The organism is Caballeronia sp. GAWG1-1 (genome assembly GCF_023631465.1).
Lineage (GTDB): Bacteria > Pseudomonadota > Gammaproteobacteria > Burkholderiales > Burkholderiaceae > Caballeronia.
Genome location: NZ_JALQDB010000026.1, coordinates 58440 through 75123 on the forward strand (window position 1 = coordinate 58440; position 16684 = coordinate 75123).

Annotated in this window: 20 protein-coding genes; 8 read left to right on the forward strand and 12 right to left on the reverse strand. The window is 61.7% G+C overall.

The window, feature by feature from the left end; translation table 11 throughout:
• Positions 1-181 precede the first annotated feature (181 nt).
• Entirely contained in the window at positions 182-835 is a 654-nt protein-coding gene (locus tag NCT03_RS16060) for a DUF1345 domain-containing protein (protein WP_244829153.1), read from the reverse strand.
• Positions 836-1010: 175 nt separating this feature from the next.
• Here NCT03_RS16060 and NCT03_RS16065 point away from each other — a divergent pair, with 175 nt between their 5' ends.
• Together NCT03_RS16065 and NCT03_RS16070 are read left to right on the forward strand one after the other, a co-directional pair.
• Complete coding sequence (locus tag NCT03_RS16065; RefSeq protein WP_250493123.1) at positions 1011-1748, forward strand: metallophosphoesterase; 738 nt, start codon at positions 1011-1013, stop codon at positions 1746-1748.
• Between the two features lie 72 nt (positions 1749-1820).
• Complete coding sequence (locus NCT03_RS16070; protein ID WP_250493124.1) at positions 1821-3149, forward strand: DNA topoisomerase IB; 1329 nt, start codon at positions 1821-1823, stop codon at positions 3147-3149.
• A 4-nt stretch (positions 3150-3153) separates the two neighbouring features.
• Here NCT03_RS16070 and NCT03_RS16075 read toward each other — a convergent pair whose 3' ends face one another.
• The 3 genes from NCT03_RS16075 to NCT03_RS16085 all read right to left on the reverse strand — a co-directional run bounded on the left by NCT03_RS16075 (position 3154) and on the right by NCT03_RS16085 (position 4659).
• Entirely contained in the window at positions 3154-3885 is a 732-nt protein-coding gene (locus NCT03_RS16075; protein WP_370652224.1) for an RES family NAD+ phosphorylase, read from the reverse strand.
• Positions 3885-4322 carry an MbcA/ParS/Xre antitoxin family protein gene (locus NCT03_RS16080; protein ID WP_250466503.1) on the reverse strand — a complete coding sequence of 146 codons (438 nt, stop codon included), beginning with the start codon at positions 4320-4322 and terminating at the stop codon, positions 3885-3887. Before NCT03_RS16080 ends, NCT03_RS16075 begins: the two co-directional genes overlap by 1 nt.
• A 67-nt stretch (positions 4323-4389) precedes the next feature.
• Positions 4390-4659 carry a DUF2866 domain-containing protein gene (locus NCT03_RS16085; RefSeq protein WP_250493125.1) on the reverse strand — a complete coding sequence of 90 codons (270 nt, stop codon included), beginning with the start codon at positions 4657-4659 and terminating at the stop codon, positions 4390-4392.
• 274 nt (positions 4660-4933) lie between these two features.
• Here NCT03_RS16085 and NCT03_RS16090 point away from each other — a divergent pair, with 274 nt between their 5' ends.
• Positions 4934-5158, forward strand: coding sequence for a hypothetical protein (locus tag NCT03_RS16090; RefSeq protein ID WP_250466504.1), 225 nt, complete (start codon positions 4934-4936; stop codon positions 5156-5158).
• Positions 5159-5175: 17 nt separating this feature from the next.
• Positions 5176-5511, forward strand: coding sequence for a hypothetical protein (locus tag NCT03_RS16095; RefSeq protein ID WP_250493126.1), 336 nt, complete (start codon positions 5176-5178; stop codon positions 5509-5511).
• 137 nt (positions 5512-5648) lie between these two features.
• Here the strand turns inward: NCT03_RS16095 and NCT03_RS16100 are convergent, their stop codons facing one another.
• Together NCT03_RS16100 and NCT03_RS16105 are read right to left on the reverse strand one after the other, a co-directional pair.
• Positions 5649-5807, reverse strand: coding sequence for a DUF3309 family protein (locus NCT03_RS16100; protein WP_244829161.1), 159 nt, complete (start codon positions 5805-5807; stop codon positions 5649-5651).
• Positions 5808-6131: 324 nt separating this feature from the next.
• A complete protein-coding gene (locus NCT03_RS16105; protein WP_250493127.1) occupies positions 6132-7718 on the reverse strand; it encodes an inorganic phosphate transporter in 1587 nt (528 codons plus the stop codon).
• Between the two features lie 194 nt (positions 7719-7912).
• On the opposite strand from NCT03_RS16105, the gene NCT03_RS16110 reads away from it, so the two are divergent.
• The gene (locus NCT03_RS16110; RefSeq protein WP_250493128.1) at positions 7913-8737 is read left to right on the forward strand and encodes a TOBE domain-containing protein; all 825 of its coding nucleotides are present in this window, start codon (positions 7913-7915) and stop codon (positions 8735-8737) included.
• 34 nt (positions 8738-8771) lie between these two features.
• On the opposite strand, the gene NCT03_RS16115 is transcribed toward NCT03_RS16110, so the two are convergent.
• On the reverse strand, positions 8772-9461 hold the full coding sequence (locus tag NCT03_RS16115) for a phosphatase PAP2 family protein (RefSeq protein WP_244829164.1): 690 nt from the start codon (positions 9459-9461) through the stop codon (positions 8772-8774).
• Positions 9462-9796: 335 nt separating this feature from the next.
• Between NCT03_RS16115 and NCT03_RS16120 the strand changes: the two genes are divergently transcribed.
• The gene (locus tag NCT03_RS16120) at positions 9797-10966 is read left to right on the forward strand and encodes an extracellular catalytic domain type 1 short-chain-length polyhydroxyalkanoate depolymerase (protein WP_250493129.1); all 1170 of its coding nucleotides are present in this window, start codon (positions 9797-9799) and stop codon (positions 10964-10966) included.
• Between the two features lie 140 nt (positions 10967-11106).
• A complete protein-coding gene (locus tag NCT03_RS16125; protein ID WP_244829166.1) occupies positions 11107-11280 on the forward strand; it encodes a DUF3563 family protein in 174 nt (57 codons plus the stop codon).
• A gap of 121 nt (positions 11281-11401) precedes the next feature.
• On the opposite strand, the gene NCT03_RS16130 is transcribed toward NCT03_RS16125, so the two are convergent.
• From NCT03_RS16130 to NCT03_RS16150, 5 genes are all read right to left on the reverse strand, one after another.
• Positions 11402-11821 (reverse strand): organic hydroperoxide resistance protein, encoded by a 420-nt coding sequence (locus NCT03_RS16130; RefSeq protein ID WP_250466510.1) that lies wholly within the window; start codon positions 11819-11821, stop codon positions 11402-11404.
• 153 nt (positions 11822-11974) lie between these two features.
• On the reverse strand, positions 11975-12427 hold the full coding sequence (locus NCT03_RS16135) for a MarR family winged helix-turn-helix transcriptional regulator (protein WP_250493130.1): 453 nt from the start codon (positions 12425-12427) through the stop codon (positions 11975-11977).
• A gap of 78 nt (positions 12428-12505) precedes the next feature.
• Positions 12506-13327 (reverse strand): BPSS1780 family membrane protein, encoded by an 822-nt coding sequence (locus NCT03_RS16140; RefSeq protein WP_244829169.1) that lies wholly within the window; start codon positions 13325-13327, stop codon positions 12506-12508.
• A gap of 15 nt (positions 13328-13342) precedes the next feature.
• Positions 13343-14311, reverse strand: a complete 969-nt coding sequence (locus NCT03_RS16145) for a homoserine kinase (RefSeq protein WP_250493131.1) — start codon at positions 14309-14311, stop codon at positions 13343-13345.
• Positions 14312-14424: 113 nt separating this feature from the next.
• Entirely contained in the window at positions 14425-14823 is a 399-nt protein-coding gene (locus NCT03_RS16150; RefSeq protein WP_250466513.1) for a hypothetical protein, read from the reverse strand.
• Between the two features lie 219 nt (positions 14824-15042).
• Between NCT03_RS16150 and NCT03_RS16155 the strand changes: the two genes are divergently transcribed.
• Entirely contained in the window at positions 15043-16569 is a 1527-nt protein-coding gene (locus tag NCT03_RS16155) for an AMP nucleosidase (RefSeq protein ID WP_250493132.1), read from the forward strand.
• Positions 16570-16684: the final 115 nt, after the last annotated feature.

The window sequence follows — 16684 nt, forward strand, 5'->3', positions numbered from 1 at the left end:
ACGAAACGTGTGCGTATGGCCACGATCATTTCCGCCTTTGTCGCGAATGAGCAGACTTGAAGGCGCCCGAAGCCCTGGATTTCGAGCCGTGTAAAAGTGACAGCGCCGCGCGCCGCGTTTTTACATGCGGCGTGCGGTCAGCTTATTTGGAAGGTGTGACAGTCGCGTTGCGTGGATGCGTTCAGCCGCCGACCATGCTCGCCGCGATATTGACCGAGAGGCCGAGCACCGCGAGATTGAAGAAGAACGAAAGCACCGATTGCGCGAGCGCCGTCTTGCGCGCGCTCTTCGAGCAGACGACGACATCCGAAGTCTGCGATGCCACCGCAATGGTGAAGGAGAAGTACAGCAAGTCCCAGTAGTCCGGCTTCAGATGCCGGTCGGGAAATCGGAGCGCGGGTTCGCCTTCGGTCGAGCGATAGTAGTGGCGCGCATAGTGCAGCGTGAACATCGTCGGAATGAGGAACCACGCGCCGAGCATGGTCGCGCCCGTCAGCAAATACTTCGGCAGCCCATGCGAGCCCATGCTCTTCGCCGCCGATAGTTCCACGACGATGGCGACCAGACTCGCCAGCGCCGCGACGCTCACGATCATCAGCACGGCGGCCGCGTTTTCGTCTTCGCGCTCGGCGAGTTGCTGCACGTTACTCTGGTCCGCGGTCGCCATCTGTATCCAGATGAGCAGCAGATAAAGCCACACGGCCGTGTCCCAGCCAATCAGGACTCGCACGGTCGGCGTGACGTCGAGGGGAATCAGCGCGCTGACCGATATGCCGACCAGAAGGCCGATCAGGGCGCGCGGGCGGTTGCGCAAAACGGTTGGGAGAATGATCATTGTCTTTTTGCGTTGGCGTGAGCGCGGGCGACTTTCGCAGCGATTATTGCCGATGCGCCTTTCAGCCAGCCTTGGGTGACGCAGATTCCGGGAACCGGTATTCCAACCGTCATTTGCGTGATGAAAGCGACCCACGCCGCACACGCCCCGTTTAACTGACGCTAAGATCGCTCGAATGAATGGTCCTACTTTACCTGCCGTTTGCCGGCACCCAGCCAACGAGACTGGCCGCGATTTCGTGGTCGGCGACCTGCACGGCTGCGTGGACGCGCTGCGCTATCTCCTGCGCGAGATAGGCTTCGACGGCGCCCGCGACCGGCTGTTCTCGGTCGGCGATCTGATCGATCGCGGCACGGATTCGCTCGCCGCCATCGACCTGATCGACAAGACGTGGTTCTATCCGGTGATGGGCAATCACGAGGAATCGCTGATCGCGGTTGCCACCGGCACCATGCGCCGCGAGGCGTGGTATGCCATTGGCGGGGCGTGGGCGCAGACGCTCGGGCACGATCAGCTCGAAGCGCTCGCGATTCGTTTGGCGAGGCTGCCGCTCGTGCGAATAGTCGGCAGCGGCGCGCGGCGCTTCAACGTGCTGCACGCGGAATTCTTCGGCAGCGACGCCGATCTCGACACCGCCGATTTCTCCGACCAGGCGCGTACCGACATGCTTTGGGGCCGCGGCCTGGCGCTCGGCAGCGTGGACCCGGCGCGCCAGCGCGGACTTTCGCCCACGTACTGCGGACACACGCCGCAGCGCGTGGTCAAGCAAGTCGGCGCGCAGATCTTTATCGATACCGGCGCGTTCGCATCGGAAGGGCGGTTGACCATCGTCCAGCCGGGCACCGATGAACGCTGGTCGGTCAAAGAGCGCTGGGCCGCCTCCGAAGGCGCGCGGGAGCTGGCGCTGCCCTGATCGCGCACGTGCCCGAGGCACGCACGTTGCTCGATAGCCTGCCATCGACATGAGCAGACAAGCGAGGCAGACGTGGCGCGGATTGCGAAAAGTAATGAAGCAGGCGGCGGCGCGAGCGTCGCCGAAGTGCTTTCGGGCAGCGGCGCGCAAGGCTGTCCCGAAGATCTGCCGCCCGGACTTCGGTATGTGGACGATTCGCGTCGCGGCTACACGCGCGAATGGATCGACGGGAAATTCGCCTTCTTCAACACGCAGGGCAAGCGTATCGACGATGAAGCGGAGATCCGCCGCATCAGCGCACTGGCCATTCCGCCCGCTTATATCGATGTCTGGATCTGTCCGGACGCGCACGGCCACTTGCAAGCCACCGGCCGCGATGCGCGCGGTCGCAAGCAATATCGCTATCACCCGCAATGGCGCGAAACGCGCGATGCCACCAAATACGAGCGCATGCTCGCGTTCAGCGCGGTGCTGCCTAAGCTGCGCGCCCGCGTCACGCGCGATCTTGCCCTCGACGGCATGCCGCGCGACAAGGTGCTCGCGACGGTCGTGCGCTTGCTCGATACGACGCTCGTGCGCGTTGGCAGCGAGGAATATGCGCGGGAAAACCAGTCGTATGGACTGACGACGCTGCTCAAGCGCCATTTGAAGGTGTCGTCGGGGACGCTGCGCTTCCGGTTTCGCGGCAAGAGCGGGATCGAGCACGACGTTTCCGTCAGCGATGCGCGCGTGGCCAAGATCGTGAAGCGCTGCATGGATTTGCCGGGGCAAGACCTTTTCCAATACCTCGATGCCGATGGCGAGCGCCACGCGGTGAGTTCATCAGATATCAACGATTATCTGCGCGAGATCACCGGCGCGGATTTCACGGCGAAGGACTATCGCACGTGGGCCGGCAGCGTGTTCGCGCTCGCGGCGCTGCGGCGGCTGCAATGGGAAACGGTGACGGAGGCGCGCAAGCACATCGTCGGGACCATCAAGGAAGTGTCGCAACTGCTGCGCAATACGCCGGCGGTGTGCCGTAAGTGCTATGTGCATCCGGCGGTGATCGAGGCGTTCGAAGCGGGCGAACTGGCGGAATCGATGCCGCCTTCGCGTCGCCACGGCCTCAAGACCGACGAAGCTGCGCTTGCCATCTTCCTCGAAAAAGATGCGAAGCGTCGCGCCCGCGAAGCCGCGCGCAAAAACCGCAAGGGTACCGTTCCGAACGATGCGCGGCTGACCAACCTTCTCGCCGAATCGAGCAAAAAGGCGCGTGCGGGCGGCTTGAAGGCGAGCGGCAAGAGTGCGGCGGCGCAAGCGGTATCTACCGTGGCGCGCAAGACTCGGCCGAAAGCGGCGCGGCCGGCCGCGAAGAAGCTAGCGCGTACGCGGTCGCCGGCCGCCGTGGCGATGAGTTGATTCGCTAGCCCACTTGATTCAACTCGAACACATAGTCGACTGTCTCGCCGTTCCAGTTGTATTCCAGGTACGCCGCGTGATGACAGTCGCGCAGCATCGTGGTGTGCAGCGCGGCGAGGCATTCGCCCTGCGTATCCCGCACGGACGGATACGCAATGCCCGGCACGCCCGCCGCCCGGATAGCGCGTCCGAGCGCCTTGCCGGGCGCGTAGTCGTCGGGATCGAGGATGCGCGCATCGAGTCCCGCTTCCGCGATGCGATTTCCACGCAGATCGACCACTTCGCCATGCGCGATCACCGTGTACAGGCGCATCTGCTGACGAAGCGGCGCTTCCTTGGTTGCAGCGAGAAATAGCCCCGAGTGATAGCGCGTCTCCGCAATAGCCGTCTGCCGTTCGCGTCCGCAATAAAACACGCCGTAGCTGCCGTCGGAAAAGCGGCTGCCATTGGGGTTCAGATGCGTGAACGCGGCCATGATCGGCCCGCAGCCCGGCCCGAAGCAGCGCTCGTCGGGCGGAACGAGATCGAGATCGCCGACTTCGGTACGCAGGCGGTCGTTCGTCATCGCTTCCAGCGCGTAGAGCGCTTCGAAGTCTTCCGGGCGCGCGACGCGATCGAACAGATTGACGGCGGGAAACCGCGTGGGAATTACCCGATATGCCGGCGACCAGTCCAGTTGGCCGTGCGGCCAGCGTGTGCGCCAGTCCGCGGCTTGAATCACATCCTTGTTTTCGATCACGCCCATCCGCCTCGCATTGCATCCAGATATTGCCGAACCGCCAGAAGGTCGCTGATATTGCCCGCCAGCATGCGAGCAAGCGCAGGTCTGCCGCCGAACGGCGGCGCGGTATTGGGGCGTTTGATCCAGGTATCGGCGGCGGCCGGCTCAGGAAGCAGAATCTGCAGCGCCTTGTAGATGCCGAGAATCAGCGAAAGGCGTTCGAGTGTGTCGCGCGTGAGCCGCGCCGAGTCGGGCGCATTCTTCCATTTGAAGAAGGTCGAGCGGCCCGGCGAGCCGAGCAAAACGATCTGCTCTTCGATGGATAGCGACCAGTCCCGCGCGATGTTCAAAAAAGCGCGCAGACCGGCAGCGGATAGCTCGCCCAAGCCGGGAGCCAGACGCGGCGGCGGAAGCCCACTCTCCGGCGAGGCGATGCGTGCAGCAGATGGCATTATCTTTGAGTCTCTAAAGGAACTTGAGACTCATAATAGTCCATTTATGGATTAGTACAAGGCGTTTTTAGTCTTCGTCCGATGGACCGTAGCACCGGCCGGGCACGTGCGACCGTAGTGTTTCAGCCAATTCGGAGGCGGTGCAGTCGGCCGGAACCACCCGTCGCTGCACGCGCGGATCGCTTTTCAGCGACCATTCGATCGTCCGATACGCCGTTCCCCACGGCGGTTCGACCGGCTCCGACAGGCGGCATTCCTGAAGCTTGAGCGCGGACTGCTTGCGCATCGTCGATGCAATGTTGGCAAATGACTGACGCGCGGCGTTATTGGCGGGCATGGCACATTCCTCATCTGATCGGCTCGTCGCCTAACGGTTGAAGGCGGCGCTGGTTCGGGCGCGATTGGAGTTTGTGCGTCGAAAATTAAGCGCGGCTTAACGCGAATGCTTGTCGACATGCACGCGGCGAAATGCCGTCTTCAAACGTGAGAAACGGCGGCCGCGCGCCGGTCAAGCGATGTTTGGCATTTTTGCCACGCCGCGTGCGGAGTGTTTTGCATCCCGCCGGGTTACTGTATATTCGTACAGCTTGTCCGCAACAAGGAGTTTGCCGATGAACCCACGCAACGAGTCGCTCGAAGCCGCCGCGCTCGAACGTTTCATGCGCGCGACACGCGCCGTCAACGCGGCTTTCGACGCCACTCGCGTCGAACCGGACGACCAACAAGACGGCCAGTTCGCCGCCCGCGCGCTCGACCGACTGGACGCCGCGCTGCTGGAACTGGACACTTCCGAGCGGTCGCTCGACGCCATCCTCTCGCGCAGAGCGGATCACTAATTCACGGAGCGGACCTCTTGAAGCTCGCATTGCTTACCATCGCTGTCTTGCTCGGTTCATCCACGGCTATTGCTGCCGAGCGTTACACGGAAGTCTGGAATCCGCCTGAGGTCCAGGCCACGAAGTCCAAGAACAAGGTGCGTGTGCCGACGCAGAACACCGCGCAGAGCACGGCGAAGAAGAAACGCAAAGGCGCCACGGCCGTCAAGCAGGTGGCGGATAAAGGCACGGTCGAATCGTCGGGCGCTGCTGCGGTTCCAAGCAGGCCGTCGGCGTCATCGTCATCGCGCAAGCCGGCAGAACCGGTGATTCCGCGCAAGATCGAACCAAACGGACAGGTCATGCGGGTTTGAAACGCGAGTTTTAATCGCGGGTTTAAGTCGCGGGTTTAAATCGATTCGCTACAAAAGCAAAGGGGCGCTCAACATTGGTTGAGCGCCCCTTTTGTTTGCGGTCTGTCTCGAACGTTGTTTGCAAACCGTTCAGGCGGTTATATGCGACCCATGAGCAACAGCACGATGACCACGATCAGCACGATGCCCAAGATACCGCTCGGCCCGTAACCCCAGCTACGGCTGTGCGGCCACGACGGGATTGCGCCCACCAGCAGCAAGATCAGGATAATCAGCAGTATGGTTCCGATCGTCATTTTGTCTTCTCCTTATCGAAAGATCGCCTTGAACCGGCCCCGCCATGGTCTCCCACGCAGCGACACGTCGAGTGGCGGCTTTCGGCCGCCAGCCGGTCGGGTTGCGATCGACGAGTGGTGTATAGCAATAGCTGTGCCGCAGCGGCTCAGGCTTATGGATAAAGGCTAGGCGCGCAATCGAACGGTTGCGCGGTTAAGGCGGATTGTCGAAAAGGGAGTCGATGCAGATGGGGGTGGGCAAAACTTGCACGGCGCGGATCGAACTCTGCGCCGTGCAATTGCGTGGGATGCGAAAGGGATGCGAAACGGATGCGAAACGAACGCTTAGAAGATACCGCGGAAGGCCCAGAAAAGTCCGCCCGCGAGGACGATCGACACCGGCAAGGTCAGCACCCAAGCCAGCGCGAGACTACGCACGGTGCGCCATTGAAGACCGGAGCCGTTCGCGGCCATCGTGCCCGCGACGCCCGACGACAGCACGTGTGTCGTGCTCACCGGCAAGCCGTAAACGTCGGCGGCGCCAATGGTCAGCATCGCGACCAGTTCCGCCGAAGCGCCTTGTCCATATGTCAGATGCGTCTTGCCGATACGCTCGCCCACCGTCACCACGATGCGCTTCCAGCCGACCATCGTGCCAAGCCCGAGCGCGACGGCCACCGCAACCTTCACCCAGGTCGGGATGAACTTGGTGGCGTGATCGATCTGCGCCTTGTAGTTGGTGAGCACGGCGGAATCGTCATTCGTGAAGGCCGGCGCTTTTTGCTTTTCCATCAGACGCAGCGCTTCCGATGCCACGTACATGTCGTTACGCACGTTGCGCACCGTTCCCTGCGGCAAATTGGCGATGGTTTCGCTCGGACGCACTTTCGCATCGATGGAATCGATCAGATTTTTCAGCGACGGAACCGTGTCCGGCGCAAGCGTCTTTGTCTGCACGTAATGCTCGACGGCGCCGCGTGAATCCGTGGCGGCGGGCTTGCCATCGGCGTAACGCTGCAGCACTTCGGATGCGTTATGGCTAACCGAGAGGAAGGTCTGCGTTTCCTCGGCCGTGACGGCCTTGTTGAGCGCGTAGGCGGTCGGCACCGTGCCGATCAAAATCAGCATGATGAGGCCCATGCCTTTCTGGCCGTCGTTGGAGCCGTGCGCGAACGAAACGCCCGTGCAGGTGAGAATCAGCAGGCAGCGAATCCAGAAGGGCGGCGGCGTGTTCTTTTCCGGTTCCTTGTAGAGCGCGGGCACGCGCACGACCAGTTTCATCACGTAGAGCAAAAAGCCCGCGGCGATAAAGCCGACCAGCGGCGAAAGCAGCAGCGACTTGCCGACCGAGGTCGCTTGCGCCCAATCGACGCCCGACGTTCCGTTCGCGCCGTGCAGCATCTGGTTCATCAGCCCGACGCCGATCACGGAGCCGATCAGCGTATGCGAACTGGACGACGGCAAGCCGAGCGCCCACGTGCCGAGGTTCCAGATGATCGCCGCGATCAGGAGCGCAAAGACCATCGCGAAGCCCTGCGAGCTCCCCACGCCGATGATCAATTCCACGGGCAGCAGTTGCAGGATACCGAAGGCCACCGCGCCGCTCGAGACCAGCACGCCGACGAAGTTCCACGCGCCGGACCAGACGACAGCCAGATTCGGTGTAAGCGAGTGCGTGTAGATGACGGTGGCGACGGCGTTCGCGGTATCGTGAAAGCCATTGACGAACTCGAAGCCGAGCGCGATCAAAAGCGCAATGCCAAGCAAGATGTACGGAAACGCTGACGATTCGCGCACGGGCGAGAGGTCTTCGAAAAGATGCGTGACGCAATAAACGGCGCCTCCCGCGATGGCGATTAGAAAGAGCAGCAGGGCGAGCCGTTGCCCGGTGGTGCGGCCCTGACGGCCTGTAGAAAGAGCAAAGTCGTTCATGTCGCGTCCTTGGCTTGAGCGGGGCTTGCGCGAATCGGTGAAAGCGCAATGCGCCATGTTTCACTCGCCGTGTGTCGATTTCGTGACTGCGAGAATGATTGGCATTCGTATGAATTGAAACGGCTTTCTGACCTATCGTTCGTGGCCGTGTACGCGCGCCGATATAATGCGCAACGCGATGCGGGAGGCAATCGATGAACGAAACAGCACCCTCCGCCACGGCCGATTCATTGGCAGTTGGTGGCGCTGTCTGGCTGCAAAGCGGCGACGCGACTCTTGGCGGCGCGGCGCGTATTGCGCTGCTCGCGGCGATTCGCGATAACGGATCAATCACGGCGGCCGCAAAGGCCGTCGGCATGAGCTACAAGGCGGCCTGGGATGCGGTCGACACCATGAACAATCTCGCTGGCGAGCCACTCGTGATTACCGCAAGCGGTGGGCGGGGCGGAGGCGGAACCACATTGACATCGGCGGCGCGGCGTCTCATCGAAACCTACCAAGCGGTCGAACGCGAGCATCGCAAGTTTCTTCAACAAGCGGGCATGGCCATAGAAGGCTTCGCTCGCGACTGGCAACTCATAGGGAGACTAGGAATGAAAACGAGTGCACGCAATCAATTAGCGGGGAAAGTCACCAAAGTCACACGCGGCGCGGTGAACGACGAAATCGAACTGGGCTTGCCGGGTGGACAGACGATCGTTGCCGTGGTTACGCACGAAAGCACCGAATCGCTCGGTCTCAAGGAAGGCAGCGAAGCGTTCGCGCTCATCAAGGCGTCGTGGGTCATGCTGATGGAAGACGCGCCCGCGAAGATTTCGGCACGCAATCAGTTGCGTGGCACGGTGGCGAGTGTGACGAAGGGCGCCGTGAACGCCGAAGTGACATTGACGCTGGACGACGCAACCACGGTGACCGCGATCATCACGAACCGCAGCGCCGATACACTTGGCCTCGCAGAAGGTCAGAAAGCCGTTGCAGTGATCAAGGCTTCCAGCGTGATCATTGGTGTGAACGACTGAGGCTTGCAGAGAGTGCGGCTGCTCAGGCGGCCGCTCAAGCAACCGCGAACGGCACCGCCAGCGCCTCGGTCCGACGCGCTGGAATTCGATAGTTTTGCACTTTCCAGCGCGCCCGGATATACGGCCGCTCGTGGCCGGACAGTTCCAGCGCGATCTGCGTAATCCACTGCTGAGTAGGCACCGGCACGCCATGCAACGCAATCACGACCGCAGCCAGGCTCGCCGCGACCGGTCCCGGTGATAGCGTTTTCGCCGCTTGCGCCCGCCACGCGATGCACGCGAAAGCAACGGCCACCACTGCGCCAAGCAAACCTCCCGCGACCACTTCCGAGATCGAATGCGCGTTCAGCACGACACGCGACACGCCCACCATTACACCGATAACAAGTCCCAGCACGATCGCTGTGACGCGCAACGACGCGCGCATCGACAACGCGGCGACGAATAGCGCAACCGGCAGTACAGCCGTCGACATCAACGCATGACCGCTGATGCCGGTGAAATCCAGATCGCGCACGCCGATTCCCCAACCGATAAACGCGATCTTGCTCAACGCCACGAGTCCGCTGGCAACACCGAGCAACCCGAGCCACGCGCACGCGTATTTCCATCGGTAGCCGACGGCGAGCCACGCCGCAACCACGACCGCCAACGGCGCCATGACGCCGACGCTGCCAAAAGCGGTAACGAAAAACCAGGTTGAGGCTGATGGAACAAGGTTCATTTCAGAGCTTGGGAATAGAGGTTGCTGCAGTGCGACATGGAGCGTGCATCTCGCACCGGCTGTCACGACTGCGTGGAGAAGACCTTGGAGTATACCTGCTGGGACAATCCCTAATTATGCGACTCGGCCGAAAAGATGATGTCAGTTACGTCGTGTAACTTCGGTTAAAAATTCTCTTTCGCCTTGATTGCCTTTGAATTCGTCCCGTTATATGAGTTTTCGAGTCGCTCGAAACCGTCTTTTTGATGCTATTGTGCGATGCACAACTGGGCACGTCTTGTCATCATCACTGCAGAGTGCCTTCTGATTCGCTTATTTGTAGAGGACCCAGCCAAATGTCGAAAAGCCTTACCAAGCTCTGGTTGCGTGGCTTGAGACGCCTGGTCGCCAGTCAAGTCGAACCCTTGCGTGTGCCGAAGTCGCGTCCCCCAACAACGCCAGCCCGACCGAAAAGCGTCAAGACGAAACTCAAGTCGGGCGCTGCTACCAAGGCAGCCACTGTGCGCAGTGGCTCAGGCGTTGGTGCGCAGCCGACGGTGCGGGAGTCGCGAGTTCGTCCGCGCGCCTCCGCCTGGGCTTTGGGGAAGTGGATGCGTTCCTATCATTCCGCGCCGCCGACGGGCGGACGCTTCGTCAACCATGTTTCGTACGCGCTGTACACGCCGCCGCAAGCCGAACTCGACCGAGTGCCGCTCGTCGTCATGTTGCACGGCTGTCAGCAGAATGCCGATGATTTTGCGCAAGGAACGCGCCTCAATCTTCTCGCCGACAAATTTGGTTTCGCCGTGCTGTATCCCGAACAGTCTAAGCATGATCATGCGCATCGTTGCTGGCGCTGGTACGACGCGTCCGGCAATGGAGGCGGCGGCGAGGCGGCGTCGATCGTATCGCTGGTCAAGGCGGTCGTCGCCGAGCATGGTTTCGACGCCGAGCGCGTCTATCTCGCCGGCATGTCGGCGGGTGCTGGCATGTCCGCCTTGTTGGCGGTGCGATATCCGCAACTGTTCGCCGCTGTCGGCTTGCACTCTGGGGTAGTGTTCGGCGAGGCTAGTTCGGCAATCGGCGCGATGGATGTCATGCGTCGCGGCAGTCGCAACGACCCCGTCACGCTCGTCGATGCTGCCGTCGACACGCGCGAATATCCCGGAATGCCGGCGATCATCGTTCACGGCGAGCTGGATTCAGTCGTGTCGCCGTCCAACGCCGAACAATTGACGCAACAATTTTTGCGTCTCAACGGTTTCGTCGATGCCGCCGGTGCTCCGCGCGCAGGCGAATTGCGTGAAGAGAAGCAAGCGGATGGCGTCGTGCGCGACTACTTCAAGAATGGCCGACGCGTCGTCAAGAGCGTGGTCGTTCGCGGATTGGGCCACGCGTGGGCGGGCGGCGACGATACCGTGGCTTTCCATTCAGCCAAGGGTCCGGACTCGTCAGCCGTGATGTGGGAGTTCTTCAAACATCAACGCCGCTCCAGCGAGTCCGCGCGCGCGGCTTTCGTTGCTTAGAGCAGTCCGCGCGACAATTTCAAGTGTTGCAAATTAGTCTTTAGTATCAGGAATCTAGCCGATAAGACTTGCGTCGGATCAGGGATTACCCTATAGTTACATCCATAGGTAGTTACCCCAGTATCCAAGCGAGGCCCACCATGTTCCTGCTCAGCCGCATTTTTCTGTTTCTGACGAAGTCCGCCGACCAACGTGATCGCGAACGCGACGACGCATATTTGGCCGAAGCCACCGACATTTACGATCTCGAATATCGCATGAAGCGCCTGGATCAGCGTGCTGGCACGCGTCATCCGACGTGGATGGCGAACTGAGCAGTATGCTTTCAGAGCGTTAATAAAAAAGCCGCAGGAATTGTCCAGCGGCTTTTTTCATTTGCAACGCCCAAGAAAATGCCGGTTTCGCGAGCCGGCATTTTCTTTTTGTTCGATTCGCTCAGACGAGCTTCACGCGCACATCGACGTTATTGCGCGTCGCGTTCGAATACGGGCAGACCTTGTGAGCCGCATCGACGAGCGCTTGTGCTTCCGCTTGGTCAAGTCCCGGCAGCGCGATGCGCAATTCGATATCCAGCGCAAAGCCGCCCGCATCATTCGGGCCGACGCCCACGTCGGCGGTGACGGTCGTATCCGCCGGAACCGTACGCTTTTGCTGGCCGGCGACGAATTTCATCGCGGAAAGAAAGCACGCCGAGTAGCCCGCCGCGAACAATTGTTCCGGATTCGTTCCTTCCGCGCCCGTGCCGCCCAAGGCCTTCGGTGCGCTCAACTTCACGTTCAGTTGTTCGTCGGATGACACCGCGCGTCCGTCGCGTCCACCGGTGCTCGTCGCGGTTGCCTTGTACAGGATGCTCATCGCTTTTCTCCTTGAATTCGTCGCCTTGTTCGGCGCGGAAGGGTTGGACTTGACTGTCGGGTCATCATTGCATCGACCACGGATAGAAATATATCGCGCTAATCATTAGCGTGCAAATTAAATTTTGGTCAAGATGCGATTAGGGAATGGCTATCAGCGTTCAAGATACTCGTTGAGCGATGCCCGCAGCCTGACCAGATCGCTGCGCAGGCGCGCTAATTCGTCGACATCCGATCCAGCCGCGCAAAAGATCTCAGGCGGAATGGCACGCGCGGATTGCCGCAGCGACCGGCCTTGCGCCGTCAAGCGCACGTGCACCTGCCGTTCATCCTCGACGCCGCGCATGCGCTCGACGTACCCCTGCGCCTCCAGGCGCTTGAGCAGCGGCGTGAGCGTGGCGGAATCGAGCGACAAGCGCGCGGCGATTTCCTTCACGGTGAGATTGTCGCGTTCCCACAGCACCAGCATCGCCAAATACTGCGGATAGGTGAGGCCGAGTTTGTCGAGCATCGGCTTGTAGGTTTTCGTCATCGCGAGCGATGTCGAATAGAGCGCGAAGCAGATTTGCTGATCGAGTTCGAGCGGGAAGTCGTCGGGCGAGGTCATGGCGAGGCGCCGCAAAAGGCCGTATCGGCCAATGACGTTAGTGTACGGAAAACGCTTCGCGCGCGAGGATTCGGGGCATCAGATGCCCGGTGTATCCGATGCATTAGGCATATCCGGCGTGTCCGGCGACTGCACGCCGAAGCAGCCGCGATAGGTCGCATAGAACGAGCAGTAAAGCGCGGTCGTGACGAGAATCGACGCGGGCATGAGCACCGCCAACGCCATCTCCTGACTCACGCCGAGCGCCTGCATCAGCGCGGTCAGGCCGAACGATACGGCAAGCGCCACCGCAATCCACAACACGCCGTAAAGCACGAAGGCGCCGCGATTGCGCCAGCACGACACGAGGCTGAAGAACAGCGCCTTCGCGGGCGTCACGTCGTGCCATGCAACGAGAATGGGCGCGAACCAGAACAGCATGGCCACTGGGATGTAGCAGGCCATCGCCACCAGCACGGCGAGCGGGCTGAAGCTCGCGGCCACGGTTTCGGGGTCGCCGGCGGGGCCGTCGCCCATCATCAGGCCGAGCAGCGTGCCGCCGTCGACCAGTGCCGATGCCGCGAAGATCACTGCCATCGCCACGACGTAGATCGCGCCGAGCGCGAGCAGACGGCGCGCGACCACGGTGCCGTAGGAGCGGAAGCCATCGACGAGAACGGTCGGCCAAACGGGCTTGCCCGCGATGGTGTCGCGGCAGGCGGCCATGAAACCCACCGCGATGCCCGGAATGAACAGCAACGGCAGCAACGGTCCAATGAGCGGCACGCGCGAAATCAGCGTCATCACGAACAGATAAGCGAAGAACACGGTGAGGAACGCAAACGGATTGCGGCGGAACAGCCAGATGCCCTGGCGGAACCATACATAGCCGGTCTTGGCGGGAACTTCGATCAGTCGCATGAGCAGAGTGGAAGGTTACTGATTGAGGCTGGCAGCGGCTTTGACGCGCTCGCGCAGAATGCGTTCGAAATGGCCGGGATCGTGCGGTTTCAACATCTGCGCCTCGCGCGGACGGTAAAAATCGTACAGGCGCGAGACCCAGAAGCGCATGGCGCCGGCGCGCAGCATGTCGTTCCAGTGGCGTTCCTCGGCGGGCGTGAAGGGGCGCACGGTTTGATAAGCGCGCAGCATTGCGTCGATACGCGCGGGGTCGAGCGCGCCGCTTTCGAGATCGACGCACCAGTCGTTCACGGTCACGGCGACGTCGAAGAGCCACTTGTCGACGCCCGCGAAGTAGAAGTCGAAGAACCCGCCGAGCCGTGCGTGATCGCGGCCCGGCGCGAACAGCACGTTGTCGCGAAACAGATCGCAGTGGCACGGTCCGTCCGGCAGCGCGGCGTAGTCCGCCGACGTGAAAAACGCGGCCTGATGCACAAGCTCGGATTCGATCAGTTCGCGCTGCGGCGCGCTCAGGAAGTCAACGATGGCCGGCAAGTTCTCCTGCCACCACGCGAGGCTGCGCAAGTTCGGCTGATGCCGCGGAAAATCGCGCCCGGCGAGATGCATGCGCGCGAGCATCTGACCGACTTCGATGCAATGCGCGGGCGTCGGCTTGAGTTCCGGCGCGCCTTCGAGTTTCGTGACGATGGCAGCGGGCTTGCCGTGCAGCATGCCGAAGAGCGAGCCGTCGCTGCGCGGCATGGGATCGGGAACCGGCACGCGATGCGCCGCCAGATGGCGCATCAGATCGAGATAGAACGGCAGTTGCGTCGCCGTGAGATTCTCGAAGATCGTGAGCACGTATTCGCCGCGCGTGGTCGTGAGAAAAAAGTTGCTGTTCTCGATGCCCGACTGGATGCCGCGCAATTCGACGACATCGCCGAGATCGTAGTGTTGCAGCCAGTCGCCGAGTTCGGCGTCAGAGACGGGGGTGAATACGGCCATGCAGAAACTTGGGTCAGGTTGAGAAGCCCGTGGCGGGCCGGTGAACGGCGCAGTCGCGTGAGCACTGCGTGAAGATGCCCGCTCAGACGAGCGGGCGCAAATCGACCCGTGGATCAATAGCGCACGCTCACCGATGGCAGGCGCGTGCTTGCCTTGCCGTTATCGCGGACTTGCGGCGAGGTGTCGTAAGGCGAACTCATCTGATAGCGCGTGCCGAAGTTCGAATGCACGTTGATCTCGACGGGCTTGCCCTTGTCGCGATACTCGGTGATCTCGGTGCCGTTGGTGCTGAGTTCGTGGAAGCTCGGCATGCGCGGCGGCGAAATCTCGACCTTCGAACTCGCGTTCGCGGGCGGGCGGTTGATGGCCTTCAGATCAGGCAGGCCAGCGGCTTCTTCCTGCGACATTTGTGGCTGTGCGCCCGCCTGCTCGGCCTGGAGGGTTTGCGCCGTGGCGCCTACACTTGCGACGGCAAGGACGGCCGCGGCGGCGGCGAAATAGAGCGGCTTCATGTCAGTTCTCCAGGCGATGGCCGGATTCTAGCAAAACGCGAACCCCATGCCGGCGCAACGCCTTATTTTGCGCTGCTTCGCGGATTTCGGCCGGAACGTTCAAAAAGCTGTTGCGCGCCGTGTTCGCACGCACTTGCGCGGCGCGGGGGCTTCATGGTTCTTGCATGCTTCCGTGTTAATGTCGATGACTACGAGGGCATCAGACACGCATACAAGATCATGACAAACGACCGGACTCAGACCACTCAGGGAACGCCTGCAAACGACTTCCCGACCGAATCATTCGACGACCCCGCAGCCGCCGTCTCGCGGGTCTCCGCCATCTACGAAGCCAACACCGCTTTCCTGCGCGACGCGTTCGCGCGGTATCGGCGCAACGAGCAGTTCACGCATCGCGTGCGCGCGTGCTATCCGTTCGTGCGCGTGCGTACCGAGCTCAACACGCAGATCGACTCGCGGCGCTCGTATGGTTTCGTCGCCGGGCCCGGCATCTTCGAGACTACGCTCACGCGTCCGGATCTCTTCGGCGATTATTATCGCGAGCAGTTGCGGCTCTTGACGAAGAACCATCATGTGGGCATTGAAGTGGGCGTGTCGGCGCAACCCATTCCTATTCACTTCGCGTTCGCCGAAGGCATCCATCTCGAAGGCGATCTCGACCGCGATCGCCTGCTCGCCATGCGCAATGTCTTCGATACCCCGGACCTCGCGCTGCTCGACGACCGCATCGTGAACGGCACGTATGAGCCCGCCGCGGGCGAGCCTCATCCGCTTGCGCTCTTCACGGGGGCGCGGGTGGATTTTTCGCTGCATCGGCTGCGGCACTACACGGCGACTTCCCCCACGCATTTTCAGAACTACGTGCTTTATACGAACTACCAGTTCTATATCGACGAGTTCGTGAAGCTCGGCCGCACGCTGATGTCGCGCGCGGATGACGAGGAAACGCGCGCGTATCGCTGCGAGTATTCGTCGTTCGTCGAACCGGGCGATGTCGTCACCTACAACGCCAATCTCGGCGAGCAACCGGAGGAAGGCGCGCCAATCGCGCGTCTGCCGCAGATGCCGGCGTATCACCTGAAGCGCGCGGATGGCAGCGGCATCACGATGGTGAACATCGGCGTGGGGCCGTCGAACGCAAAGACCATCACGGATCACATCGCGGTGCTGCGTCCGCACGCGTGGGTCATGCTTGGGCATTGCGCGGGCTTGCGGAACACGCAGCGTCTGGGCGATTACGTGCTGGCGCACGGCTATGTACGCGAGGATCACGTACTGGATGACGACCTGCCGCTGTGGGTGCCGATTCCCGCGCTGGCGGAAGTGCAGGTCGCGCTCGAGAAGGCCGTGGCGCAGGTGACACAGCTCGAAGGCGTGGAACTGAAGCGCGTGATGCGCACGGGCACCGTCGCGAGTGTGGACAACCGGAATTGGGAATTGCGCGATCATCGCGAGCCGGTGCAGCGGCTGTCGCAAAGCCGCGCGATCGCGCTCGATATGGAAAGCGCGACCATCGCCGCGAACGGCTTCCGGTTCCGCGTGCCTTATGGGACGTTGCTATGCGTGTCGGACAAACCGCTGCATGGCGAACTCAAGCTGCCGGGCATGGCCGATCAATTTTATCGTGCGCAAGTGGATCAGCATTTGCAGATCGGCGTGAAGGCAATGGAACTGCTGCGCATGAATGGCCTGTCGCGGTTGCACAGCCGGAAGTTGCGCAGCTTTGCGGAGGTAGCGTTTCAGTGAGACGTCGAAACGCGAAGAAGCGAAGCGGGCGGTCTTCTTCAAGGCGGCTCGTGCGTGGCTGAAGATTGCGATGCGCCATGCAGCGGCTCGACAGCGAACGCCTATGCGGGCGCCG